23 protein-coding genes and 1 pseudogene are annotated in these 23,182 nt (G+C 71.3%); 22 read left to right on the top strand and 2 right to left on the bottom strand.

Annotated features, from left to right (window positions below; all coding sequences use genetic code 11):
• The first annotated feature begins 251 nt into the window (after nt 1–251).
• The 4 genes from ACH5AF_RS10445 (at nt 252) to ffh (ending at nt 6,079) form a co-directional block, all read left to right on the top strand.
• A complete protein-coding gene (locus ACH5AF_RS10445; RefSeq protein WP_398901153.1) occupies nt 252–1,610 on the top strand; it encodes an ammonium transporter in 1,359 nt (452 codons plus the stop codon).
• Nucleotides 1,607–1,945, top strand: a complete 339-nt coding sequence (locus ACH5AF_RS10440) for a P-II family nitrogen regulator (RefSeq protein ID WP_005311372.1) — start codon at nt 1,607–1,609, stop codon at nt 1,943–1,945. The genes ACH5AF_RS10445 and ACH5AF_RS10440 overlap by 4 nt, the downstream gene beginning before the upstream one ends.
• 25 nt (nt 1,946–1,970) lie before the next feature.
• On the top strand, nt 1,971–4,421 hold the full coding sequence (locus ACH5AF_RS10435; RefSeq protein ID WP_398901152.1) for a [protein-PII] uridylyltransferase: 2,451 nt from the start codon (nt 1,971–1,973) through the stop codon (nt 4,419–4,421).
• A gap of 107 nt (nt 4,422–4,528) precedes the next feature.
• On the top strand, nt 4,529–6,079 hold the full coding sequence (gene ffh / locus ACH5AF_RS10430; RefSeq protein ID WP_398901151.1) for a signal recognition particle protein: 1,551 nt from the start codon (nt 4,529–4,531) through the stop codon (nt 6,077–6,079).
• A gap of 76 nt (nt 6,080–6,155) precedes the next feature.
• On the opposite strand, the gene ACH5AF_RS10425 is transcribed toward ffh, so the two are convergent.
• On the bottom strand, nt 6,156–7,001 hold the full coding sequence (locus ACH5AF_RS10425; protein ID WP_398901150.1) for an SAM-dependent methyltransferase: 846 nt from the start codon (nt 6,999–7,001) through the stop codon (nt 6,156–6,158).
• Nucleotides 7,002–7,207: 206 nt separating this feature from the next.
• Here ACH5AF_RS10425 and proS point away from each other — a divergent pair, with 206 nt between their 5' ends.
• The 18 genes and pseudogenes from proS to ACH5AF_RS10335 all read left to right on the top strand — a co-directional run bounded on the left by proS (nt 7,208) and on the right by ACH5AF_RS10335 (nt 21,944).
• A complete protein-coding gene (gene proS, locus ACH5AF_RS10420; protein ID WP_398901149.1) occupies nt 7,208–8,620 on the top strand; it encodes a proline--tRNA ligase in 1,413 nt (470 codons plus the stop codon).
• 211 nt (nt 8,621–8,831) lie between these two features.
• Complete coding sequence (locus ACH5AF_RS10415; protein ID WP_398901148.1) at nt 8,832–9,461, top strand: hypothetical protein; 630 nt, start codon at nt 8,832–8,834, stop codon at nt 9,459–9,461.
• A gap of 315 nt (nt 9,462–9,776) precedes the next feature.
• Nucleotides 9,777–10,220, top strand: coding sequence for a 30S ribosomal protein S16 (rpsP, locus tag ACH5AF_RS10410; RefSeq protein ID WP_215177600.1), 444 nt, complete (start codon nt 9,777–9,779; stop codon nt 10,218–10,220).
• Nucleotides 10,221–10,222: 2 nt separating this feature from the next.
• A complete protein-coding gene (locus ACH5AF_RS10405) occupies nt 10,223–10,462 on the top strand; it encodes an RNA-binding protein (RefSeq protein ID WP_020868149.1) in 240 nt (79 codons plus the stop codon).
• 130 nt (nt 10,463–10,592) lie between these two features.
• Nucleotides 10,593–11,150, top strand: coding sequence for a ribosome maturation factor RimM (rimM, locus tag ACH5AF_RS10400; protein ID WP_398901147.1), 558 nt, complete (start codon nt 10,593–10,595; stop codon nt 11,148–11,150).
• Nucleotides 11,150–11,971 carry a tRNA (guanosine(37)-N1)-methyltransferase TrmD gene (trmD, locus tag ACH5AF_RS10395; RefSeq protein WP_398901146.1) on the top strand — a complete coding sequence of 274 codons (822 nt, stop codon included), beginning with the start codon at nt 11,150–11,152 and terminating at the stop codon, nt 11,969–11,971. Before rimM ends, trmD begins: the two co-directional genes overlap by 1 nt.
• A 125-nt stretch (nt 11,972–12,096) precedes the next feature.
• Nucleotides 12,097–12,447: a 50S ribosomal protein L19 gene (gene rplS, locus ACH5AF_RS10390; RefSeq protein ID WP_177151397.1), complete on the top strand. Its 351-nt coding sequence runs from the start codon at nt 12,097–12,099 to the stop codon at nt 12,445–12,447.
• Between the two features lie 57 nt (nt 12,448–12,504).
• Nucleotides 12,505–13,284, top strand: a complete 780-nt coding sequence (lepB, locus tag ACH5AF_RS10385) for a signal peptidase I (RefSeq protein ID WP_398901145.1) — start codon at nt 12,505–12,507, stop codon at nt 13,282–13,284.
• Nucleotides 13,277–14,345, top strand: a pseudogene (lepB, locus tag ACH5AF_RS10380) (signal peptidase I); the annotation flags it as partial. The gene lepB (ACH5AF_RS10385) and the pseudogene lepB (ACH5AF_RS10380), both read left to right, overlap by 8 nt.
• Nucleotides 14,254–15,159 carry a signal peptidase I gene (lepB, locus tag ACH5AF_RS10375; RefSeq protein ID WP_398901457.1) on the top strand — a complete coding sequence of 302 codons (906 nt, stop codon included), beginning with the start codon at nt 14,254–14,256 and terminating at the stop codon, nt 15,157–15,159. The pseudogene lepB (ACH5AF_RS10380) and the gene lepB (ACH5AF_RS10375), both read left to right, overlap by 92 nt.
• A gap of 70 nt (nt 15,160–15,229) precedes the next feature.
• Nucleotides 15,230–15,973: a signal peptidase I gene (gene lepB, locus ACH5AF_RS10370; RefSeq protein ID WP_398901144.1), complete on the top strand. Its 744-nt coding sequence runs from the start codon at nt 15,230–15,232 to the stop codon at nt 15,971–15,973.
• Nucleotides 15,963–16,472 (top strand): NUDIX hydrolase, encoded by a 510-nt coding sequence (locus ACH5AF_RS10365; protein ID WP_398901143.1) that lies wholly within the window; start codon nt 15,963–15,965, stop codon nt 16,470–16,472. Before lepB (ACH5AF_RS10370) ends, ACH5AF_RS10365 begins: the two co-directional genes overlap by 11 nt.
• Before the next feature lie 55 nt (nt 16,473–16,527).
• Nucleotides 16,528–16,836: a DUF2469 domain-containing protein gene (locus ACH5AF_RS10360; protein WP_215177613.1), complete on the top strand. Its 309-nt coding sequence runs from the start codon at nt 16,528–16,530 to the stop codon at nt 16,834–16,836.
• 117 nt (nt 16,837–16,953) lie between these two features.
• Nucleotides 16,954–17,316, top strand: a complete 363-nt coding sequence (locus ACH5AF_RS10355; RefSeq protein WP_398901142.1) for a YraN family protein — start codon at nt 16,954–16,956, stop codon at nt 17,314–17,316.
• The gene (locus ACH5AF_RS10350; RefSeq protein ID WP_398901141.1) at nt 17,316–18,935 is read left to right on the top strand and encodes a YifB family Mg chelatase-like AAA ATPase; all 1,620 of its coding nucleotides are present in this window, start codon (nt 17,316–17,318) and stop codon (nt 18,933–18,935) included. The genes ACH5AF_RS10355 and ACH5AF_RS10350 overlap by 1 nt, the downstream gene beginning before the upstream one ends.
• A gap of 80 nt (nt 18,936–19,015) precedes the next feature.
• A complete protein-coding gene (dprA, locus tag ACH5AF_RS10345) occupies nt 19,016–20,248 on the top strand; it encodes a DNA-processing protein DprA (protein ID WP_398901140.1) in 1,233 nt (410 codons plus the stop codon).
• A 240-nt stretch (nt 20,249–20,488) separates the two neighbouring features.
• Nucleotides 20,489–21,325, top strand: coding sequence for an RNA polymerase sigma factor WhiG (gene whiG / locus ACH5AF_RS10340; RefSeq protein WP_398901138.1), 837 nt, complete (start codon nt 20,489–20,491; stop codon nt 21,323–21,325).
• Nucleotides 21,326–21,386: 61 nt separating this feature from the next.
• Complete coding sequence (locus tag ACH5AF_RS10335) at nt 21,387–21,944, top strand: TetR/AcrR family transcriptional regulator (RefSeq protein WP_307717698.1); 558 nt, start codon at nt 21,387–21,389, stop codon at nt 21,942–21,944.
• 154 nt (nt 21,945–22,098) lie between these two features.
• On the opposite strand, the gene ACH5AF_RS10330 is transcribed toward ACH5AF_RS10335, so the two are convergent.
• The gene (locus ACH5AF_RS10330; protein ID WP_398901137.1) at nt 22,099–23,013 is read right to left on the bottom strand and encodes a peptidoglycan DD-metalloendopeptidase family protein; all 915 of its coding nucleotides are present in this window, start codon (nt 23,011–23,013) and stop codon (nt 22,099–22,101) included.
• Between the last annotated feature and the right edge of the window lie 169 nt (nt 23,014–23,182).

Below are 23,182 nucleotides of genomic sequence, written 5' to 3'. Positions count from 1 at the left end.
GCTCCCCCTGTGCCAGGTCTTCGGGTGAGTGTCGCGGCCGGTCCTGTGCCGGGCCGAGATGATACGACCGGCCCCGGCGGCGATCAGCCCGTTCATGGCGACGTAACATCCCGGGCCTCTTCGTCACGGCCGCGAAACATCGAGCGGCATTTGTCGAAACCGCGCTGCGCCAACCTCATGGCGCATAACCGGCCCGCCTTTACCGCACTGGCTTCGCCCGCACGCGGCCGCACGACGACGAGGAGACGCCGATGCCCCCAGGCATCTCGACCCTTGCCGCAGACGCTCCCGAGCTGTCTGCCGCCAACACAGGGTTCATGCTCATCTGTTCCGCCCTGGTGATGCTCATGACGCCTGGTCTTGCCTTCTTCTACGGAGGCATGGTCCGAGTCAAGAGCACCCTGAACATGCTGATGATGAGTTTCATCAGCCTCGGGATCGTCACCATCCTGTGGGTGCTCTACGGCTTCAGCATGGCCTTCGGTACCGACATCGGCTCGATCGTCGGCTGGAGCTCCGACTACGTCGGCCTCGGCAACATCGGCGTGACCGAGCTCTGGGACGGCTACACCATCCCGGTGTACGTCTTCGCCGTCTTCCAGCTGATGTTCGCGATCATTACACCGGCGCTGATCAGCGGCGCCCTCGCCGACCGCGTCAAGTTCACCGCTTGGGCGCTGTTCATCACGCTGTGGGTCACCGTCGTCTACTTCCCGGTCGCGCACTGGGTCTGGGGCGCGGGCGGCTGGCTGTTCGAGATGGGCGTCATTGACTTCGCCGGCGGCACGGCCGTCCACATCAACGCCGGTGCCGCGGCCCTCGGCGTCATCCTGGTCATCGGCAAGCGTGTCGGCTTCAAGAAGGACCCGATGCGTCCGCACAGCCTGCCGCTGGTGATGCTGGGCGCCGGGCTCCTGTGGTTCGGCTGGTTCGGCTTCAACGCGGGCTCCTGGCTCGGCAACGACGACGGCGTCGGCGCGGTGATGTTCGTCAACACCCAGGTCGCCACCGCCGCCGCGATGCTCGCCTGGCTCATCTACGAGAAGATCCGCCACGGCGCCTTCACCACCCTCGGTGCCGCGTCCGGCGCGGTCGCCGGCCTGGTCGCCATCACGCCGTCCGGCGGCGCCGTGTCCCCGCTCGGCGCGATCGCGGTCGGCGCCATCGCCGGTCTGCTGTGCGCCATGGCCGTCGGTCTGAAGTTCAGGTTCGGCTACGACGACTCCCTCGACGTCGTCGGCGTCCACCTCGTCGGCGGTGTCATCGGCTCCCTGCTCGTCGGCCTCTTCGCCACCGGCGGTGTCCAGTCCGACGTGAAGGGCCTCTTCTACGGCGGCGGCTTCGACCAGCTGGGCAAGCAGGCCATCGGTGTCTTCGCGGTCCTCGCCTACTCTCTGGTGGTCTCCGCGGTCCTCGCCTTCGTCCTCGACAAGACGATCGGCATGAGGGTCGACGAGGACGACGAGGTCTCCGGTATCGACCAGGTCGAGCACGCCGAGACCGCGTACGACTTCAGCGGCGCGGGCGGGGGTACCGGCTCCCGCAAGGCCGCCCCCGTACCGGCGGACTCCGTCGCAGCCGCAGCCGAGAACAAGAAGGTGGACGCATGAAGCTCATCACCGCAGTCGTGAAGCCGCACCGGCTGGACGAGATCAAGGAGGCCCTGCAGGCCTTCGGCGTCCAGGGGCTCACGGTCACGGAGGCCAGCGGCTACGGCCGGCAGCGCGGCCACACCGAGGTCTACCGGGGCGCCGAGTACACCGTCGACCTCGTCCCCAAGATCCGCATCGAGGTGCTGGTCGAGGACGACGACGCCGAACAGCTCGTGGATGTGATCGTCAAGGCCGCCCGTACCGGCAAGATCGGTGACGGCAAGGTCTGGAGCGTCCCGGTCGACACCGCGGTGCGGGTCCGCACGGGCGAACGCGGCCCCGACGCCCTCTGACCCCACGACGAACAGGAGCTGCTGGGTGAGCCTCGACGTGATCGGTGAATCGGAAGACTCGGGACCCAGCGGCTATGCGGCGGCCCGGCTGCGCCTTCTCGATGAGAAGGCGCGGTCCGGGCCGCCGCGCCGTGCGGCCCTCGCCAAGCTCACGGACGACTGGCTGGCCGCCCTCTTCGCCACCGCGGCCCTGGAGACAGGGGTGCGGGGCGCCGCACTCGTCGCCGTCGGCGGCTACGGCCGCGGCGAGCTCTCGCCGCGCAGCGATCTCGACCTGCTGCTCCTGCACGACGGCAGCGCGGACCCGGCGGCCGTCGCCGCTGTCGCGGACCGCATCTGGTACCCGATCTGGGACCTGGGCCTTGCCCTCGACCACTCCGTACGCACCCCCGCCGAGGCCCGCAGGACCGCAGGCGAGGATCTGAAGGTGCAGCTCGGCCTGCTCGACGCACGGGCCGTGGCCGGCGACCTGGGGCTCGTGGCCTCCCTGCGCACCGCCGTGCTCGCGGACTGGCGCAACCAGGCGCCGCGGCGCCTGCCCGAACTCGACGAGCTGTGCCGGGAACGGGCCGCCCGCCAGGGTGAGCTGCAGTACCTCCTGGAACCCGACCTCAAAGAGGCGCGCGGCGGCCTGCGGGACGTCACCGCGCTGCGCGCGGTCGCCGCGTCCTGGCTCGCCGACGCGCCCCGCGAGGGCCTCGCCGAGGCCCGCCGCACCCTGCTCGACGTCCGCGACGCCCTCCACCGGACCACCGGACGCGCCACCGACCGCCTCTCCCTCCAGGAACAGGACCAGGTCGCAGCCGAGCTGGGCCTGCTCGACGCCGACGCCCTGCTGCGCCTGGTGTACGAGGCCGCGCGGACCGTCTCGTACGCCACCGACGTCACCTGGCGCGAGGTTGGCCGCGTGCTCAGGTCCCGCGCCGTACGGCCCCGGCTGCGCGCGATGCTGAGCGGCGGGCGCAGCATCCAGCCCGAGCGCACCCCGCTCGCCGAGGGCGTCGTCGTGCAGGACGGCGAGGTCGTGCTCGCCCGTACCGCACGGCCCGACCGCGACCCGGTCCTGACACTGCGCGCCGCCGCCGCGGCCGCCCAGTCCGGCCTGCCGGTCTCCCGGCACGCCGTGCGCCGCCTCGCCCAGGCGGCGGGCCCGCTGTCGGTGCCCTGGCCCGCGGACGCACGCGAGGAGCTCGTCACCCTGCTGGGCGCCGGGGAGTCGACCGTCCCCGTGTGGGAGGCACTGGAGGCCGAAGGACTGATCACCAGGCTCATCCCCGACTGGGAACGGGTGCGCTGCCGGCCGCAGCGCAACGCCGTGCACACCTGGACCGTCGACCGCCATCTCGTCGAGACAGCGGTCAAGGCGTCCGCCCTGACCCGCCGCGTCGGCCGTCCCGACCTGCTCCTGGCCGCCGCACTCCTGCACGACATCGGCAAGGGCTGGCCGGGCGACCACTCCGTGGCCGGCGAGACCATCGCGCGCGACGTCGCCATCAGGATCGGCTTCGACCGCGCCGATGTGGAGGTTGTCGCCACCCTCGTACGCCACCATCTGCTGCTCGTCGAGACCGCGACCAGGCGGGACCTGGACGATCCGGCCACCGTCGCGTCCGTCGCCTCCGTCGTCGGCTCCACCGGCACCCTGGAACTGCTGCACGCCCTCACCGAGGCCGACGCCCTCGCGACCGGGCCGGCGGCCTGGTCCTCCTGGCGCGGCTCTCTCGTCGCGGACCTCGTGCGGCGCGTCGCCGCGGTACTCGCCGGCGACCCCCCACCCGAGCCGGACGACGCCGCGCCCACCGCCGAACAGGAACGCCTCGCCGTCGAGGCCCTGCGCACCAGGGAGCCCGCCCTCGCCCTGCACGCCCAGGCCACGACGCCGCAGGAGGAGGGCGGGACCGAACCGGTCGGCGTCGAGCTGCTCATCGCCCTGCCCGACCAGCCCGGCGTCCTGCCCGCTGTGGCCGGCGTCCTCGCGCTGCACCGCCTCACCGTCCGCGCGGCCGACCTACGCGCCATCGAGCTGCCGACCGAACTGGGCGACGGCTCGGTCCTCGTCCTCGACTGGCGCGTGGCCGCCGAGTACGGTTCGCTGCCGCAGGCCACCCGGCTGCGTGCCGACCTCGTCCGCGCTCTGGACGGCTCCCTGGACATCCGAAGCCGCCTGGCCGAACGAGAGGCCGCCTACCCCCGGCGGCGCGGCGTCACGGCACCGCCGCCGCGGGTCACGCTCGCACCGGCCGGTTCACGCCGTGCGACGGTCATCGAGGTCCGCGCCCAGGACGCCCCGGGACTGCTGCACCGCATCGGCCGCGCCCTGGAGACCGCCGCGGTACGGGTGCGCAGTGCACACGTCTCGACGCTGGGTGCGAACGCGGTGGACGCCTTCTACGTCACCGATCCGAAGGGCGCTCCGCTGTCCCCGTCCGAGGCTGCCCAGGTGGCGCAGGCACTGGAGAGCGCGTTGCGCGCCTAGCGGGTCTGCGGCCGGGCGGTGCCCGTGTCTGCTGCGTACTTGCCCGGCCGGATACCCTGGTGGGCGACCGACCGCCCGCTTCCGACCTTTGAGGACCCGCGACCGCCGTGTTCGATACCCTCTCCGACCGCCTTGCAGCGACATTCAAGAACCTCCGGGGCAAGGGCCGCCTCAGCGAGGCCGACATCGACGCCACGGCACGTGAGATCCGTATCGCGCTGCTCGAGGCGGATGTCGCGCTCCCCGTGGTCCGTTCCTTCATCAAGCAGGTCAAGGAGCGCGCGACCGGCGCCGAGGTCTCCCAGGCGCTGAACCCCGCCCAGCAGGTCATCAAGATCGTCAACGAGGAGCTCATCGGCATCCTCGGCGGCGAGACCCGGCGCCTGCGGTTCGCCAAGACCTCCCCGACCGTGATCATGCTCGCGGGTCTGCAGGGTGCCGGTAAGACCACCCTGGCCGGAAAGCTCGGTGTCTGGCTCAAGGGGCAGGGGCACTCCCCGCTCCTCGTCGCCTGCGACCTCCAGCGCCCCAACGCCGTCAACCAGCTCGCGGTCGTCGCCGAGCGCGCCGGTGTCGGCGTGTACGCGCCGCAGCCGGGCAACGGGACCGGCGACCCGGTCCAGGTCGCAAAGGACTCGATCGAGTACGCGCGCACCAAGCAGTACGACATCGTCATCGTCGACACCGCCGGCCGTCTCGGTATCGACGAGGAGATGATGCGGCAGGCCGCGGACATCCGCGACGCCGTCAGCCCCGACGAGATCCTCTTCGTCGTCGACGCGATGATCGGTCAGGACGCCGTCAACACCGCGGAGGCGTTCCGCGACGGTGTCGGCTTCGACGGGGTGGTGCTGTCCAAGCTGGACGGAGATGCCCGAGGCGGTGCCGCGCTCTCCATCGCGCAGGTCACCGGCAAGCAGATCATGTTCGCCTCCAACGGCGAGAAGCTGGACGACTTCGACGCGTTCCACCCCGACCGCATGGCGTCCCGCATCCTCGGCATGGGCGACATGCTCTCGCTGATCGAGAAGGCCGAGCAGACCTTCAGCCAGGAAGAGGCCGCCAAGATGGCCTCCAAGCTGGCGAGCAGCAAGGGCAAGGAGTTCACTCTCGACGACTTCCTGGCCCAGATGGAGCAGGTCCGCAAGATGGGCTCCATCTCCAAGCTGCTCGGCATGCTGCCCGGCATGGCGCAGATGAAGGACCAGATCAACAACATCGACGAGCGCGACGTGGACCGCACGGCCGCGATCATCAAGTCGATGACCCCGGGCGAACGCCACGACCCGACGATCATCAACGGCTCGCGCCGCGCCCGTATCGCCAAGGGCTCGGGTGTCGAGGTCAGCGCGGTCAAGTCACTGGTCGAGCGGTTCTTCGAGGCTCGCAAGATGATGTCGCGCATGGCCCAGGGCGGCGGGATGCCCGGCATGCCCGGTATCCCGGGCATGGGCGGCGGTACCGGCCGGCAGAAGAAGCAGCAGAAGCAGGCCAAGGGCAAGCGCAAGAGCGGCAACCCGATGAAGCGCAAGGCCGAGGAGGCAGCGGCCGCGGCCCGCCGCGAGCAGGCCCAGCAGGGCGGCGCGTTCGGTCTGCCCGCCGGGCAGCCGGGCGAGGACTTCGAACTGCCGGACGAGTTCAAGAAGTTCATGGGCTGACGCCTGACTACGCGCAGGGGCCGGCGACCGATCCGGTCGCGGGCCCCTGCGCGTCCGCGGGGGGTGGGTATCCGGGTCAGGGTGTGCGGGCGATCAGATAGCGGAAGACGTTCGGCATCCAGACCGTCCCGTCGGGACGCACATGCGGGTGCAGCGCCTCGGCGATCTCCTTCTCCACCCGGGCCCGGTCGCTCTCCGCCACCGCTTCGTCGTACAGGCGCGTCGACAGCAGGCCGCGTACGGCGCTGTCCACGTCCGCGTAGCCGAAGGGGCACGCCACCCGCCCCGATCCGTCCGGCCGCAGCCCGGCACGCGCGGCGACGTCCTCCAGGTCGTCACGCAGGGCCGGCCGCCAGCGCTCGCCCTCGGCGCGAGTCCGCCCGGCATGTCCCTCCGCCACGCGGAGCACCCCGGAGGTGGCGCACCGCTCCGGCGGGCCCCAGCCGGTGAGTACCACGGCGCTGCCGCGCTCCGCGAGCCCGACGGCGCTCCGCAGGGCCGGGCCGAGGCCGTCCGCGTCGCCGGCGCGGCAGCCGATCGGCTGGAAGACCGTGATCAGGTTGTACGCGGGCCGCCCGGGATCCGCCGCCGCGCCCGCCTCGCCGTCGTACAGGCGCGCACCTGACACGGCGGACCCGGGGGCACTCATCCGCTCCCGCGCGAGGGCCAGCCGCTCGCTGTCCGTGTCGGTCCCGCTCACCGCGGCGCCCCGCGCGGCGGCGATCAGCAGCGCCAGACCTGATCCGCAGCCGAGGCCCAGCACCCTGGAGCCCGCGCCGACCTCCAGGCGCTCGTACACGGCTTCGTACAGCGGGACCAGCATCCGTTCCTGGATCTCGGCCCAGTCACGGGCCCGTTCGCACGCCTGAGCAGAGGACGCCGACGCCGCGTGGGGTCGGTGCTGGACGAGCGTGGAAGTCATCTGTACGCCCCATTCCGCCGAGAGAGTCGGTTGTGCCCTGAAGGACTGCCCCCGTGTGCGTTCGCCGCGCCCCCCGTATGTCAGGGAACTGCGCGTGCGCCCCCACGTCCAGGGGTTGTGCGGCACTGCTTGTGCGCCCGAGGCGTGCGCCCTGGCCGGCCTGGCCGATTCCCGCTCAGGTCCCGTGCCGCCGTACCATGCGCGCCATGGCCAAGACACCTGTCCTGACGCCCCAGGCGGAGGACTTCCCACGCTGGTACCAGGACCTGATCAACAAGGCCGAACTGGCGGACAACGGCCCGGTGCGCGGCACCATGGTCATCCGGCCGTACGGCTACAGCCTGTGGGAGCGGATGCAGCAGGAGATGGACGCCCGCATCAAGAACGCGGGCGCTCAGAACGCCTACTTTCCGCTCTTCATCCCCCAGTCTTACCTGACTCGCGAGGCTGAGCACGTCGAGGGCTTCGCCCCCGAGCTCGCGGTGGTGACCCACGGCGGCGGCAAGGAGCTCGAAGAACCCGTCGTGGTGCGGCCGACGTCCGAGACCATCATCAACGACTACTTCTCCAAGTGGGTCCAGAGCTACCGGGACCTGCCGCTGCTGATCAACCAGTGGGCCAATGTCGTCCGTTGGGAGATGCGGCCGCGGGTGTTCCTGCGCACCACGGAGTTCCTCTGGCAGGAGGGCCACACCGCGCACGCCACCTACGAGGACGCCCGCGACTACGCCGCGTACATCCACCGGGAGGTCTACGCGGACTTCATGGTCAAGGTGCTCGGCATCGACGTCGTGCTCGGCCGCAAGACGCCCAGGGAGCGGTTCGCCGGGGCCATCAACACCCTGACCCTGGAAGGGATGATGGGGGACGGCAAGGCGCTCCAGATGGGCACGAGCCATGAGCTCGGCACCAACTTCGCCACCGCCTTCAACACCCGCTACCTCTCCAGGGAGGGCCACCAGGAGCTGGTCTGGCAGACCTCCTGGGGCACTTCGACCCGGATGGTCGGCGGGCTGATCATGTCGCATGGCGACGACAACGGGTTGCGCGTGCCACCGAGCCTCGCGGCGGTCCAGATCGTCGTCATGGCGATCAAGGGTGACGAGGCGGTCGCGAAGGTCCGCGAGATCGGCGAGACGCTCACGGCGGCCGGCCTGCGGGTGCATGTCGACGACCGCGTGGACACGCCCTTCGGCCGCCGGGCGGTGGACTGGGAGCTCAAGGGCGTGCCCGTACGGATCGAGATCGGCCCGCGCGACCTCCAGGCGGGTACCGCGATGCTGGCCCGCCGCATCCCCGGAGGGAAGGAGCCGGTGCGGATCGAGTCGCTCCCCGCTCTCCTGCCCAAGGTCCTCGACGACGACCAGGCGCTCCTGCTGGAGCAGTCCCGCAGGCGCCGCGAGGATCGCACCAGCGAGGTGACGACGCTGAAGGAGGCTGCCGAGGCCGCGGCGGCGGGCGGCTGGGCCCGCATCCCGTGGGCCACGCTGGGCCAGGAGGGCGAGGCCGCGCTCGCGGAACAGGGCGTGTCCGTGCGCTGCCTGGTCGCGGAGGACGGGTCGGTGCCCGACTCCGACGACGCGCCCGGTACTGTCGCGATCGTGGCCCGCGCCTACTGACCGTGCCGCCGCCGCTGCGGGAGCACGCTCCCGGCGCGAAACAACTCCCGCGCGCCGGGGGCGTACGCCTTTGGTGGCACGGCCGCCACGTGCGCTACGTACCACCTTGGTGTGAGCTGTGAGACTTCTCCGCAGATCAGCGCACCCGCCCTCGTCCGGATGCATCAACGGCAACTGACGGGTACGTGCAAATTATTTGGGATGCCCCGGAATGGAACCCGGCGGGCTCCCGGCTCGTTATCACGACGTGAGCACGACACCACCTGTTCTCGCCGCAGAGCTGGCACAGGCGTGGGCCGACATTCAGCGGCACCACCCCGAACTGCCGGATCTTGCCGCGCCCGAGTCCCTGATCGGAGAGTCCTCGTCCGCCTGCGGCGCCGAGCTCTCCTTCGAGCGACTGCTCCACGAGGCAGTCCACGGCATCGCCGCCGCGCGAGGCGTCCGCGACACCTCCCGCGCCGGCCGCTATCACAACCGCCGGTTCCTCGCGATCGCCGAGGAGATGGGCCTTGACCACGTGGATGAGCCGCACCCGAGCAGCGGCTTCTCCTTGGTCGTGCTCAACCCCGAGGCCAAGCGGCGCTACCGCCCCACCATCGAGCGGCTGCAGCGTGCCCTCAAGGCGCACACGGCAGCGACGACCTCCGACACCAAGCGCACCTTCCGAGGACCGGCCGCCCGGCACGGCTCCTCGGGTGGAGGGGTGCGGGTGAAGGCCGTCTGCGAATGCGGCCGCAATGTGAGAGTGGTTCCGTCGGTCCTCGCCCAGGCGCCCATCGTCTGCGGGGGCTGCGGAAAGCCGTTCCGTATCCCGGAAGTGGTCGGCGCGGCCGGCTGACCGCCCCGGAGCCCCGACCACCGAGCCCGCGCCGCGGGCGCCGTGGGCAGACGGGCGGGCAGGCCCGCCCGCCGGCTTGCGCTTCCTGCTGCCCTCGACGGGGGCGGCCGGCGGGGAGGGCCGGCAAAGAGGCTTCGGTGTGCCGGCGGGTGAGACCAGCCCCCGGCTGTATGGCACAATGGCTAGCTGTACTCGACAGCCGCACAGGAACCCTCTCGCCTCCGGCTGACGCGTCCATCGGGCACCCCGAGTACCGCAACCCCACGTGGCATCTCGTTGTGCCCAACCACGTCAAGACCAGGAGACACCACACCCGTGGCAGTCAAGATCAAGCTGAAGCGTCTGGGCAAGATCCGTTCGCCTCACTACCGCATCGTCGTCGCCGACTCCCGTACCCGCCGTGACGGCCGGGCCATCGAGGAGATCGGCCTGTACCACCCGGTGCAGAACCCGTCGCGCATCGAGGTCGACTCGGAGCGTGCGCAGTACTGGCTGTCCGTCGGCGCCCAGCCGACCGAGCCGGTTCTGGCCATCCTGAAGCTCACCGGTGACTGGCAGAAGGTCAAGGGCCTGCCCGCCCCGGAGAAGCCGCTGCTGGCCCCGGCGACCAAGGAAGACAAGCGCGCCTCCTTCGACGCCTTCGCCAAGGCTCTCGAGGGCGACGACGCCAAGGGTGAGGCCATCACCCCGAAGGCGAAGAAGGCCGACAAGAAGGCGGACGAGGCCGAGGCCGCTCCCGCCGAGTCGACCGAGGCCTGAGCATGCTCGAGGAGGCTCTCGAGCACCTCGTGAAGGGCATCGTCGACAACCCGGACGAGGTACAGGTCGCCTCGCGCAACCTGCGCCGCGGCCGCGTGCTGGAGGTCCGGGTCCACCCCGACGACCTCGGTAAGGTGATCGGCCGCAACGGCCGCACCGCGCGCGCACTGCGTACCGTCGTGGGCGCCATCGGTGGCCGTGGCATCCGCGTCGACCTCGTCGATGTGGACCAGGTCCGCTGATCGAAGGTGAAAGTGGATCCGGGGGCACCCGGATCCACGCAGCACCGGCTCGGGCCGGGGAGGGCTTTCGGGCCCGCCCCGGCCCGTCGTCGTATCACAGGCCCGTCGTCGTATCGAAGGAGAGACAAGCGTGCAGCTGGTAGTGGGACGGATCGGCCGCGCCCATGGCATCAAGGGCGAGGTCACCGTCGAGGTGCGCACGGACGAGCCGGAGCTGCGGCTCGGCCCCGGCGCGGTGCTCGCCACCGACCCTGCCGCCGCGGGGCCGCTGACGATCGAGTCGGGCCGGGTGCACAGTGGCCGACTGCTGCTGCGCTTCGAGGGCGTACGCGACCGCAACGCCGCCGAGGCGCTGCGCAACACGCTGCTCATCGCCGAGGTGGACCCTCAGGAGCTTCCCGAGGACCCCGACGAGTACTACGACCACCAGCTGATGGACCTGGACGTGGTCCTCGCCGACGGCACGGAGATCGGGCGGATCACCGAGATCAGCCACCTGCCCTCGCAGGACCTCTTCATCGTCGAGCGGCCCGACGGCAGCGAGGTGATGATCCCGTTCGTCGAGGAAATCGTCACCGAGATCGACCTGAGCGAGCAGAAGGCCGTCATCGACCCGCCGCCCGGCCTGATCGACGACAGCGAGGCCGAGGTCGCCTCCAGCCGCGAAGTGTCGGAGGACGAGTCCTGATGCGGCTGGACGTCGTCACGATCTTCCCGGAGTACCTCGAACCGCTGAACGTGTCCCTCGTCGGCAAGGCCCGCGCCCGCGGACAGCTCGGCGTCCACGTGCACGACCTGCGCCTGTGGACCTACGACCGCCACAGCACGGTCGACGACACCCCGTACGGCGGCGGCCCCGGCATGGTCATGAAGACCGAGCCCTGGGGAGCGGCCCTGGACGAGATCCTCGCCGGCGGCTACGAGTCGGGCGCCCACGGCCCCGTCCTGGTCGTGCCCACCCCCAGCGGCCGCCCCTTCACCCAGGAGCTGGCCGTAGAGCTCGCCGAACGACCCTGGCTCGTCTTCGCCCCTGCCCGCTACGAGGGCATCGACCGCCGGGTCGTCGACGAGTACGCGACCCGTATGCCGGTGTACGAGGTCTCCATCGGCGACTACGTGCTGGCCGGCGGCGAAGCGGCCGTCCTGGTCATCACGGAGGCCGTGGCCCGGTTGCTGCCCGGTGTCCTCGGCAACGCGGAATCGCACCGGGACGACTCCTTCGCGCCCGGAGCCATGGCCAATCTGCTGGAGGGGCCCGTCTATACCAAGCCTCCTGTCTGGCGCGGACGCGCGATCCCGGACGTGCTCGTCAGCGGCCACCACGGGAAGGTCGCGCGGTGGCGGCGGGACGAGGCATTCCGCCGTACGGCCCTCAACAGGCCCGATCTGATCGAGCGTTGCGACCCCGCGGCCTTCGACAGGAAGGACAAGGAGATCCTTTCCCTGCTCGGCTGGGCCCCCGAGCCCGGCGGCCGATTTTGGCGCAGGCCCGAGGCCATGGAAGAATGAGCCGCTGCTGTACGTCCGGCCGGCGCCCCTGCCACAGGGGGAACGACGCCCGCCCGGCGGAGGCACCCCATCTCATCACGACATTCCGTCGATGACCTGTGGCATCGGCGAGGAAGCAGACCACCATGGCTCACCTGCTCGACAGCGTCAACGCGGCTTCGCTGCGCACCGACGTCCCGGCCTTCCGCCCCGGCGACACCGTGAACGTCCACGTTCGCGTCATCGAGGGCAACCGCTCCCGTATCCAGCAGTTCAAGGGCGTCGTCATCCGCCGCCAGGGCGCGGGCGTGAGCGAGACCTTCACGGTCCGCAAGGTCTCCTTCTCCGTCGGCGTCGAGCGCACCTTCCCGGTGCACAGCCCGATCTTCGAGAAGATCGAGCTCGTCACCCGCGGTGACGTCCGCCGCGCCAAGCTGTACTACCTGCGCGAGCTGCGCGGCAAGGCCGCCAAGATCAAGGAGAAGCGCGACAACTGAGCTCCGGCTCATACGCGCGCCCGGCGTCTACGGGGGGCCGGATAGGCTCTGCCACAGATGGACACCGAAGCACAGCACACGGAGCGCGACCCCTCTTCCGAACCCGCCGACGGGACTCAGGAAGAGGGGTCGCGCTCCGCGCGTCGTTGCGGCCGCTCCCCGATGTCCCTGCGCGCCGCGGCACTGACCGGTGTCGCCTGCACCGTCTTCGTGCTGCTGCTCAGCCACTTCGTGGTGCAGCCCTTCCAGATCCCGAGCAGCTCCATGGAGCCCGCCCTCCAGGTCGGCGACCGGGTACTGGTGAACAAACTGGCGTACCGGTTCGGCTCACGGCCCGCACGGGGGGATGTCGTCGTCTTCGACGGCAGGGGCTCCTTCGTCCAGGAGGAACTGACGGAAAACCCCGTCAGTTCCGTAGTACGAGAGGGGCTCGCTGTGCTCGGGCTCGCCGAGCCGGCCGAGACGGATTTCGTCAAACGCGTGGTGGGGACGGGCGGGGACCGGGTGGTCTGCTGCGACACGGAGGGGAGGGTCGAGGTGAACGGTGTACCGGTCGACGAGAGATATCTGCACCCCGACGGCGTGCCCTCGGAGGTCGCCTTCGACATCGTCGTCCCCGAGGGGGCGCTCTGGGTCATGGGCGACCACCGCAGCGCCTCACGTGACTCCCGGGACCATCTCGGGGAGCCCGGCGGCGGCATGGTGCCCGTGGACAAGGTGATCGGCCGGGCCGACTGGATCGGCTGGCCCATGAAGCGCTGGTCCGGACTGGAGGCCACCGACGCCTTCGCCGGCGTCCCGGAGCCCGGCCGGGTTCCCGGCGGTGCCCATGGGTAACCGCGGACGCCGGGCGAGCCACCGGGCCGACACCCGGCTGCCCACCGGGACGCGGCCGACCGACGGCGGCCGGCCCCTGCCGGGGCGGGCGGAGCGGCGCAGGCTGGCACAGAAGGTCAAGCGCAAACGCCGCCGCTCGGCCGTCAAGGAGATACCCCTCCTGATCACCGTGGCGCTGGTCATCGCCCTGGTGCTGAAGACGTTCCTGGTGCAGGCCTTCGTCATCCCCTCCGGCTCGATGGAGCAGACGATCCGTATCCAGGACCGCGTCCTGGTCGACAAACTCACCCCCTGGTTCGGCTCGAAGCCGCAGCGCGGTGACGTCGTCGTCTTCAAGGACCCCGGCGGCTGGCTGCCGCAGCAGGAGAAGCCGCAGACCGATGATCCGGTCGTGATCAAGCAGGTCAAGCAGATGCTGACCTTCATCGGACTGCTGCCGTCGGACGACGAGCGCGACCTGATCAAGAGGGTCGTGGCGGTCGGCGGGGACACCGTGAAGTGCTGCGACGCGAACGGCCGCGTCACTGTCAACGGCGTGGCGCTCAACGAGCCCTATCTGCATCCGGGAAACGTTCCGTCGACCATGAAGTTCGATGTGCAGGTGCCCGCCGGGCGGCTCTTCGTGATGGGCGACCACCGCTCCGACTCCGCCGACTCCCGGTTCCACCTCGACGAGGAGGGCCAGGGCACCGTCGCGGAGGACCGGGTCGTGGGCAGAGCCGTCTTCATCGCCTGGCCGCTGGACCATTGGCGCAGACTGGAGGAGCCGGAGACCTACGCATCCGTGCCCAACGCGCGTGCCGGGGCGAGTGCGGCGGCACCGCAGTCGAATAGTGTGTCGTCCAAGGATCTGAACGGAATGGTCCTGCTCCCGACCCCTGCGGAACTCCCGCTCGTTATGGGAGTGGTGGGCCTGTTCCTTGTACGGGGCAGGCGGTTCGCGCGGAGTGAGGAGTGGATGTGGGGGACGTGGCGGTCGGCGCTCGGTCCGGACACGACGATCCAGAGGAGAGGCCGGGGCGACCTCCCGAGCAGCCCTCGGACGTGACGGACGGGGAAGTGCCGATGAGCGGGGACGACGACGGAGCGCCGGAAGGCGGCGGTACGGGACAGAAGAAGCAGCGATCCTTCTGGAAGGAACTGCCGCTCCTGATCGGTATCGCGCTGCTGCTCGCGCTCCTGATCAAGACTTTCCTGGTCCAGGCCTTCTCCATCCCGTCCGAATCGATGATGAACACCCTCCAGCGCGGCGACCGGGTGCTCGTGGACAAGCTCACCCCCTGGTTCGGCTCGGAGCCCGAGCGCGGCGAGGTCGTCGTCTTCCACGACCCCGGCGGCTGGCTCGAGGGCGAGCCCACCCCGGAGCCGAACGCGCTGCAGGAGGTCCTCAGCTTCATCGGGCTCATGCCGTCCGCCGAGGAGAAGGACCTCATCAAGCGGACGATCGCGGTCGAGGGCGACACCGTGGAGTGCAAGAAGGACGGCCCGCTGAAGGTCAACGGCAAGGCGCTGGACGAGCCGTACATCGCCCCGGGCAGCACTCCGTGCGACGAGCGGTCCTCCTTCGGGCCGCTGACCGTGCCCAAGGACCGGATCTGGGTCATGGGCGACAACCGCCAGAACTCGCAGGACTCCCGGTACCACATGGAGGACGTCAACGGCGGCTTCGTCCCCGTCGGCAAGGTGGTCGGACGAGCCGTCGTCGTCGCCTGGCCGCTGAACCGCTGGTCCATGCTTCCTGTGCCGGACGCCTTTGATCAGCCGGGAGCGGCCGCGGCACTCTCCTCGGCGCCCACGGCGCTCGGCCTGGCCGGTGCCGTGCCGATCGTGCTGTGGCGCAGGAGGAGGCTGACCGACGGGTATACCGCCGGGTAGTGTGCCGTCCCGGAAGCAATCCCGGGACCCGCATCCGGGGGACCGGATCTCCGAGGTGGGGAGCGCTGGAATGAGCGGTGCACGACGTGAGGGCGACGGCCGGGGCAGGCTCGGAGCCGCCTTGTCCGGTATGGCCGTGGCCGTCGGCTGTGTGCTCTTCCTCGGCGGATTCGTCTGGGGCGCACTCGTCTACCAGCCGTACACGGTGCCGACCGACTCCATGTCCCCGACAGTGCAGGCGGGCGACCGGGTGCTCGCCGAGCGGATATCCGGCGACGAGGTCCGCCGCGGCGACGTGGTCGTCTTCCGCGACAGGCAATGGGGCGACATGCCCATGGTCAAGCGGGTGGTCGGCGTCGGGGGCGACGAGATCGCCTGCTGCGACGGCGACGGGCGTCTGACGATCAACGGCAAGTCCGTCGACGAACCGTATCTGCGCACCGAGGGGCCGGCCGCCGAGCAGTTCACCGCCGAGGTTCCCGAGGGGCAGCTGTTCCTGCTCGGCGACGAGCGCAAGGGATCCCTGGACTCCCGCTCCCACCTCCAGGACGTCGGGCAGGGTTCGGTCCCCCGCTCGGCCGTGGAGGCACGGCTGGACGCCGTGGCCTGGCCGCTGAGCGGCGGAGCCGTGGCGCGGCCGGAAGGATTCGCCGCACTGCCCGGCGGGGTGTCGCAGCCGGGGCCGGTGGGCCTCATGGTGGCGGCCGTCGTGGCCGGAGCCGTGCTCATCGTCGGCGGCGCCGCGTACGGGCCGGTGGCCGGCCGGCTCGGCGGGGCGCGGCGCAGGAAGGCGGTGACCGCGGGTGCTGCATGAGGCATCGGACGCGCAGACCGGACTGCGCAGGGTCGCCCGGGTCGTCCTGCTCGACCCCGAGAACCGGATCCTGCTGATGCACGGCTTCGAGCCGGACGATCCTGACGTCACCTGGTGGTTCACCCCCGGCGGCGGCCTGGAGGGCGACGAGAGCCACGAGGAGGCCGCGCTGCGTGAGCTGGCCGAGGAGACCGGGATCACGGAAGTGGAACTGGGCCCCGTGCTGTGGCAGCGGCACTGCTCCTTCCCGTTCGCCGGGCGGCGCTGGGACCAGGACGAGTGGTACTTCCTGGCGCGTACCACCCGGACCGACGCGGTGCCGCACTCCCTCACGGAGTTGGAGCGCCGCAGCGTCGCGGGCCTGAGGTGGTGGACCTCCGCCGAACTGTCGGCGGCCCGTGAGACGGTGTACCCGACCAGGCTCGCCGAGCTGCTGCATACGCTGCTCGACGAAGGACCTCCGCTTGTTCCAGTGGTGCTCGCCCCGGAAATCGTCTAGGGATGCAGGACGCTGGCGCACAATAGGGGGACGCAAGGCTGAAGGGGAACATGCCATGAGCGCCGAGGACCTCGAGAAGTACGAGACCGAGATGGAGCTGAAGCTCTACCGGGAGTACCGAGATGTCGTCGGGCTGTTCAAATTCGTGATCGAGACCGAGCGTCGCTTCTACCTCACCAACGACTACGAGATGCAGGTGCACTCGGTCCAGGGTGAGGTCTTCTTCGAGGTCTCGATGGCGGACGCCTGGGTCTGGGACATGTACCGCCCGGCCAGGTTCGTGAAGCAGGTGCGGGTGCTCACCTTCAAGGACGTGAACATCGAGGAGCTCAACAAGAGCGACCTGGAGCTGCCCAGCAGCTGAACGCAGCCCGTCCGAGTGGCGGAGTTTTCCACAATCGGGCAGTTGTCCACGGTTTTCCACCAAGATCCAAAAGTCCGGCGCCGGTGCATCAGAGTCGGTGCCGGAGGTGGTGCCGAAATGAATGCGACGGGGGCACTGGGACGGTACGGCGAGGATCTGGCGGCACGGCTGCTGGTCGGGTCCGGAATGCGCCTGCTGGCGAGGAACTGGCGGTGCGGACGCGCCGGTGAGATCGACATCGTCGCCCGCGACGGCGACACGGTGGTCGTCTGCGAGGTGAAGACCCGAAGAGCGGGCTCCTACGAGCATCCGATGGCCGCAGTCACACCGGCCAAGGCGAGACGGCTCAGGCGCCTTGCAGACTGCTGGCTGGAGCGGCACGGAGGCCCGCCGCCGGGCGGGGTCCGCATCGACCTGGTGGGCGTGCTGCTGCCCAGGCGCGGAGCAGCCGTCGTCGAGCATGCCCGGGGGGTGGCCTGATGGGGTTCGCCCGTGCGTGTTCGGTGGCGCTCGTGGGCGTCGAAGGCGTGGTCGTCGAGGTCCAGGCGGACCTGGAGCCGGGGGTCGCGGCGTTCACTCTCGTCGGCCTGCCGGACAAGAGCCTTGTGGAGAGCCGCGACAGGGTGCGCGCGGCCGTGGTCAACTCCGGCTGCGAATGGCCGCAGAGGAAGCTCACCGTGGGGCTCAGCCCGGCCTCCGTGCCCAAGGGCGGGAGCGGCTTCGATCTCGCTGTGGCATGCGCCGTCCTCGGTGCCGCCGAGCGCATCGACCCGCGCCAGATCGCCGATCTCGTCCTGATCGGCGAGCTCGGACTCGACGGGCGGGTGCGGCCCGTGCGCGGGGTGCTTCCCGCGGTGCTCGCCGCTGCCGAGGCGGGGTACGAGCACGTGGTCGTCCCCGAGCAGACCGCCGGGGAGGCCGCGCTCGTGCCGGGGGTCTCGGTGCTCGGGGTGCGCAGCCTGCGCCAGCTCATCGCCGTCCTGGCCGACGAGCCGGTCCCGGACGAGGAGCCCGTCGAGGCGGGCCGCCCGGACGCCATGCTCGCGGGACTGCTGGTCCCGGGCGCGGGCGTCGGCACCGGACTGGCCGTCGACCGGCCGCAGGGCGACGGGCCCGACCTGGCGGATGTGGCGGGCCAGCACGCGGCGCGCACCGGGCTGGAGGTCGCGGCGGCGGGCGGACACCACCTCCTCCTCTCCGGGCCGCCCGGCGCGGGCAAGACGATGCTCGCCGAGCGGCTGCCCGCCGTCCTGCCGCCGCTGACCCGACGAGAGTCCCTCGAGGTCACGGCGGTCCACTCGGTGGCCGGCATCCTGCCGCCCGGCGAGCCGCTCGTGCGCACCGCGCCGTACTGCGCCCCGCACCACTCGGCGACGATGCAGGCCCTGGTGGGCGGCGGCAACGGGCTGCCCAAGCCCGGCGCGGTGTCCTTGGCGCACCGCGGGGTGCTGTTCTTGGACGAAGCCCCCGAATTCTCGGCCAAGGCCCTGGACGCACTGCGCCAGCCCCTGGAATCAGGACACGTGGTGGTCGCCAGGAGCGGGGGAGTGGTGCGGCTGCCCGCCCGGTTCCTGATGGTGCTCGCGGCCAACCCCTGTCCGTGCGGGCGGCACACGCTGCTCGGAGTGGGCTGCGAATGCCCCTCCTCCGTGATCCGGCGGTATCAGGCCCGGCTGTCCGGGCCGCTGCTGGACCGCGTCGACCTGCGGATCGAGGTCGAGCCGGTGAGCCGCTCCGACCTGCTCGGCCACGGGCCGGGCGGTGAGTCCACGGCGACCGTGGCCGACCGTGTCCTGGAAGCCAGGCAGCGAGCCGCGGCCCGTCTGGAGGGCACGCCGTGGACGGTGAACAGCGAGGTGCCCGGCCATGAACTGCGCACCAGATGGACCGTGGCGCCCGGGGCGCTGAGGGCGGCAGAGCGGGACGTGGAGCGCGGGCTGTTGACGGCACGCGGCCTCGACCGGGTGCTGCGCATCGCGTGGACGATCGCCGACCTCGGGGGCCGGGACCGGCCCGAGGCCCAGGACGTCGCCCTCGCCCTCGAACTGCGCACCGGGATCGCCAGAGGCGTCCCAGCGGCTGCGGGGGCGGTGCGGTGACGGGTGTGGGGAACGGGGACGGTTGCGGGGGCGGTGCGGTGACGGGCGAGGGAAAGAGCGATGGCCGCGGGGGCGGTGCGGTGACGGGTGTGGGGGGCCGGGACGGCATCCGCGGCATCGGGGGTGACGACGCTCCTCCGGCCGGGCGGCACGCCTGCAACGAGGCGGAGCGGGTGGCGCGTTCGGCGCTGACGCAGATCCTGGAGCCCGGTGACGAGAAGGGCGGCCGCTGGCTACGGGAGTTCGGCGCCCACGGGCTGCTGAGCCTGCTGACGGCGGGCGCGTACGAGAAGGGGGCGCTGCCGGGTGCCACCGAGCGCCGGGTCACCGGGCTGCGGGCCCGCGCCGCCGGGGTCGTGCCGGGGGAGCGGCTGGACGCGATCCGCGCGCTCGGGGGCAGATTCGTCATACCGGGCGACACGGAGTGGCCGACCCAGCTCGACGACCTCGGCGACGCCCGCCCGGTCGGCCTGTGGGTGCGCGGCCGGCCCGACCTGCGTGCCTGGGCTTTGCGCTCGGTGGCCGTGGTCGGGGCCCGGGCCTGCACTCCGTACGGGGCACACGTCTCGGGCTCGCTGGCGACGGGGCTCGCCGAGCGGGGCTGGGTCGTGGTGTCCGGGGCGGCCTTCGGGGTCGACGGCGCTGCGCATCGGGGCGCGCTTGCCGCCGACGGAGCCACCGTCGCCGTACTGGCCTGCGGCGTCGACGTGGCATACCCACCCGGTCACCTGGAGTTGATCAAGCGCATTGCGCAGCAGGGGCTCGTCATCGGGGAGTTGCCGCCGGGCGACCATCCCACCCCCAGCAGGTTCGTCCTCCGGAACAGGGTGATCGCCGCGCTCACCCGGGGCACTGTCGTCATCGAGGCGGAACACCGCAGCGGTTCCCTGGTCACCGCCCGCAGGGCGCAGCAGCTCGGGCGCTTCACCATGGGCGTCCCCGGCCCCGTGACCAGCGGCCTCTCGACGGGAGTGCATGAACTGCTGCGCGGCGATGCCGTGCTCGTCACCGACGCCGCCGAAGTGATCGAGCTGGTGGGTGACATGGGGGATCTCGCGCCCGAGCGCACCGGCCCGGTCCTGCCCAGGGACCTGCTCGACCCCGGCAGCAGGCAGGTGCTGGAGGCGCTGCCCGCGCAGCGCGTCGCGATCACCGGCAGCGAGGTGGCCCGCCGCGCCGCCGTCCCGGGCGACGATGCGCTCGGCAGGCTGTACGAACTGCACTCTCTGGGCTTCGTCGAACGGTGCGGCGAGGGATGGAAGTTGACGACCGGCGCGATCCGCGGTTCGAACGCGCGGCGAGGCGGTGCTTGACCTGGCGCATTCGGGTGAAAAGGTGAAGGCGATGACCTTCGGAGTCCCGTGCGTGATGCCTGAGGGGCCGGTGCGCAGGGCATCGGCCCCGAATCGAAGGTGTGGGCGAGGGCGAATACCCGGGCAGGTTCCTTCCGCTTCCCTCGCCCACCGCGACGGCGTAGTCACGCTACGCTCACCAGGTTCCGGCCTCGGCCGCCCCTCCCCGCCCCCTCACAGCAGAACGGCTCAAGGCAACGCATGCCCCAGCACACCTCCGGGTCTGACCGCGCGGCAGTGCCACCCGCTGCCCGTGGCACAGCGCGGCCCTCGGCTCCCTCGTCGCTCGAGGAGCTGTGGCGGTCGTACAAGGCCACGGGTGACGAGCGGCTGCGGGAGCAGTTGATCCTGCACTACTCGCCGCTGGTCAAATACGTCGCGGGCCGGGTCAGCGTGGGGCTGCCGTCCAATGTCGAGCAGGCGGATTTCGTCTCCTCCGGCGTCTTCGGGCTCATCGACGCCATTGAGAAGTTCGACGTGGACCGGTCGATCAAGTTCGAGACGTACGCGATCACTCGCATCCGGGGCGCGATGATCGACGAACTGCGGGCGCTGGACTGGATCCCGCGCTCGGTGCGGCAGAAGGCCCGTGCCGTCGAACGCGCCTACGCCACGCTCGAGGCCCAGTTGCGCCGTACGCCCTCGGAGGCGGAGGTCGCCGACGAGATGGGCGTCACGGTCGAGGAACTGCACTCGGTTTTCAGCCAGTTGTCCCTGGCCAACGTCGTGGCGCTCGAAGAGCTGCTGCACGTGGGCGGCGAGGGCGGCGACCGGCTCAGCCTCATGGACACCCTGGAGGACACGGCCGCGGACAACCCGGTCGAGGTCGCCGAGGACCGGGAACTGCGCCGGCTGCTCGCCCGGGCCATCAACACCCTGCCCGAGCGTGAGAAGACCGTCGTCACGCTCTACTACTACGAGGGGCTCACCCTGGCCGAGATCGGCCATGTGCTCGGGGTCACCGAGAGCCGTGTCAGCCAGATCCACACCAAGTCCGTGCTGCAGTTGCGGGCGAAGCTGGCCGACGTCGGACGTTGACGCCGAATCGCCGGGGCCACATCCGTAGAGTGGTGACGTGCCCAGGATTCGAGCGGCCTCCGTGGCCGAGCACCGGACGATGCAGCGAGGCGCCCTGCTGGACGCCGCGCGCTCCCTCCTGTCCGAAGGCGGTACGGAGGCGCTGACCTTCCCCGCACTCGCCGAGCGCACAGGGCTCGCGAGGTCCTCCGTCTACGAGTACTTCCGCTCGCGCGCCGCGGTCGTCGAGGAGCTCTGCGCGGTGGACTTCCCCGTGTGGGCCGCAGAGGTCGAGGCCGCGATGGACCGCGCTGACACGCCCGAAGGCAAGGTCGAGGCCTATGTGCGCCGGCAGCTCGACCTGGTCGGCGACCGGCGGCACCGGGCCGTCGTCGCGATCTCAGCCAGCGAGCTGGACGCCGGGGCCCGCGAGAAGATCCGGGCCGCGCACGGGGGGCTGATCGCGATGATCGTCGAGGCGCTCGGGGAGCTGGGCCAGGAGCAGCCGCGGCTCGGCGCGATGCTGTTGCAGGGCGTCGTGGACGCCGCGGTACGCCGGATCGAGCTCGGTGCGGCCGAGGACCCGGCCACCGTCGCGGACGCGGCGGTGGCGATGGCGCTGCGCGGCGTGCGGGGCTGACACCGGGGGAGGCGCTGGTTGCTCCGAGCACGGGCCTGTGCCGCCAGGGCGCGCTGGGCCCAGGCCCCGCAGACCATGAGCGGCACCGCGTGGGCCGCCCCCAGCAGGCCATGGCCGATGGACCATCCATGACCGGTGGCAAGGACGACGGCGCTCACGGGCCGGCCCCCGCCGCCGGAGCGGACCGCGGCAACGGCACGCCGAAGACCGGGAGCAGCCTGGACGGCGGGCGGCGGAGCAGCCAGGGCGGCAACAGGGACAGCGGATCGAGGTACTCCGAGCCCCGCAGCAGGCCCCAGTGCAGACACCCTCCAGCGCAGTGCGACGGCCCTCCCTCGACCGTTGCCACGAGCTCGCCCGCGGTGACCGTCGCGCCTACGTCCACCAGCGGCCGGACCGGTTCGTACGTGGTCCGCAACGGCGGGTCACCCGTATCGGTGAGGCTGATGGTCAGCACGCCGCGGCCCGCGACCCGGCCGGCGAACGAGACCCGGCCGGCCGCCGCGGCCCGGACGGCAGTACCCGGCGGGGCGGCGATATCGACGCCGCGATGCCCGGCACCGTACGGCGACGCGGGCGGGGCCCAGCCCCGGACGACGGTGGGCCGTGGCGGCCCGACCGGCCAGCTCCGTCCCCCCGAGCGCCCGCCGGGTCCGGCTGCATCGGATGCCGGCAGCAGAGGTTGCACGGGGCCGATGCCTGCCCGGCCGTCTCCGTCGACCGTGGGTCCGATCAACGGCCGGTTGCCTTCGTTGGCCGCGTGTTCGACGCCCGCCCGGTTGCCTTCGTTGGCCGCGGGTCCGATCACCGACCGGTTGCCTCCGCTCGCCGTCGGTTCGACCGGGCCCGGTGGCAGCGTCGCCGTCCGCCCGTACGCAGCCGTGCCCGATCCGGTCGCCGCAGGGACCCCCGCCGGCCTGGACGCCGGCACACCGGTCAGACGAGACCCCGGCCCTGCCCCAGGCGGCGCCACCGCCCCCGGTACCGCCCCCGACCCGCTCAGCAGCAGTGTCAGCAGCAGTACGGGGAGCACGCGGCGCAGCCGGTCCACCCAAAGTGCCCAGTTCATGGGGGACACCGTCCCGCGACTCCGCCCGCCCGCGGTGATCATGGCCCGGATCTGTGGAAAACCGGGTGGTTGTGGACAGCTCCGTCACCCGGCACGTCACGGGTCCCGTACACTTCTTCTGGCGATCCGGGTCACCGGGTCGACTTCGCACGCCCCGCCACCTCACCCT

It is taken from the genome of Streptomyces sp. NPDC018833, from assembly GCF_044390825.1.
Classification (GTDB): domain Bacteria; phylum Actinomycetota; class Actinomycetes; order Streptomycetales; family Streptomycetaceae; genus Streptomyces.
The sequence above is the reverse complement of the archived record's forward strand: the minus strand, read 5'-3'. Positions and strand labels throughout refer to the sequence as shown.

Coding starts and splice junctions, on each gene's coding strand:
- ACH5AF_RS10445 (WP_398901153.1), top strand. CDS start 252: ATGCCCCCAGGCATCTCGACCCTTGCCGCAGACGCTCCCGAGCTGTCT.
- ACH5AF_RS10440 (WP_005311372.1), top strand. CDS start 1,607: ATGAAGCTCATCACCGCAGTCGTGAAGCCGCACCGGCTGGACGAGATC.
- ACH5AF_RS10425 (WP_398901150.1), bottom strand. CDS start 7,001: ATGACTTCCACGCTCGTCCAGCACCGACCCCACGCGGCGTCGGCGTCC.
- proS (WP_398901149.1), top strand. CDS start 7,208: ATGGCCAAGACACCTGTCCTGACGCCCCAGGCGGAGGACTTCCCACGC.
- ACH5AF_RS10415 (WP_398901148.1), top strand. CDS start 8,832: ATGGAACCCGGCGGGCTCCCGGCTCGTTATCACGACGTGAGCACGACA.
- ACH5AF_RS10405 (WP_020868149.1), top strand. CDS start 10,223: ATGCTCGAGGAGGCTCTCGAGCACCTCGTGAAGGGCATCGTCGACAAC.
- trmD (WP_398901146.1), top strand. CDS start 11,150: ATGCGGCTGGACGTCGTCACGATCTTCCCGGAGTACCTCGAACCGCTG.
- rplS (WP_177151397.1), top strand. CDS start 12,097: ATGGCTCACCTGCTCGACAGCGTCAACGCGGCTTCGCTGCGCACCGAC.
- lepB (WP_398901145.1), top strand. CDS start 12,505: ATGGACACCGAAGCACAGCACACGGAGCGCGACCCCTCTTCCGAACCC.
- lepB (WP_398901144.1), top strand. CDS start 15,230: ATGAGCGGTGCACGACGTGAGGGCGACGGCCGGGGCAGGCTCGGAGCC.
- ACH5AF_RS10360 (WP_215177613.1), top strand. CDS start 16,528: ATGAGCGCCGAGGACCTCGAGAAGTACGAGACCGAGATGGAGCTGAAG.
- ACH5AF_RS10355 (WP_398901142.1), top strand. CDS start 16,954: ATGAATGCGACGGGGGCACTGGGACGGTACGGCGAGGATCTGGCGGCA.
- ACH5AF_RS10350 (WP_398901141.1), top strand. CDS start 17,316: ATGGGGTTCGCCCGTGCGTGTTCGGTGGCGCTCGTGGGCGTCGAAGGC.
- whiG (WP_398901138.1), top strand. CDS start 20,489: ATGCCCCAGCACACCTCCGGGTCTGACCGCGCGGCAGTGCCACCCGCT.
- ACH5AF_RS10330 (WP_398901137.1), bottom strand. CDS start 23,013: ATGAACTGGGCACTTTGGGTGGACCGGCTGCGCCGCGTGCTCCCCGTA.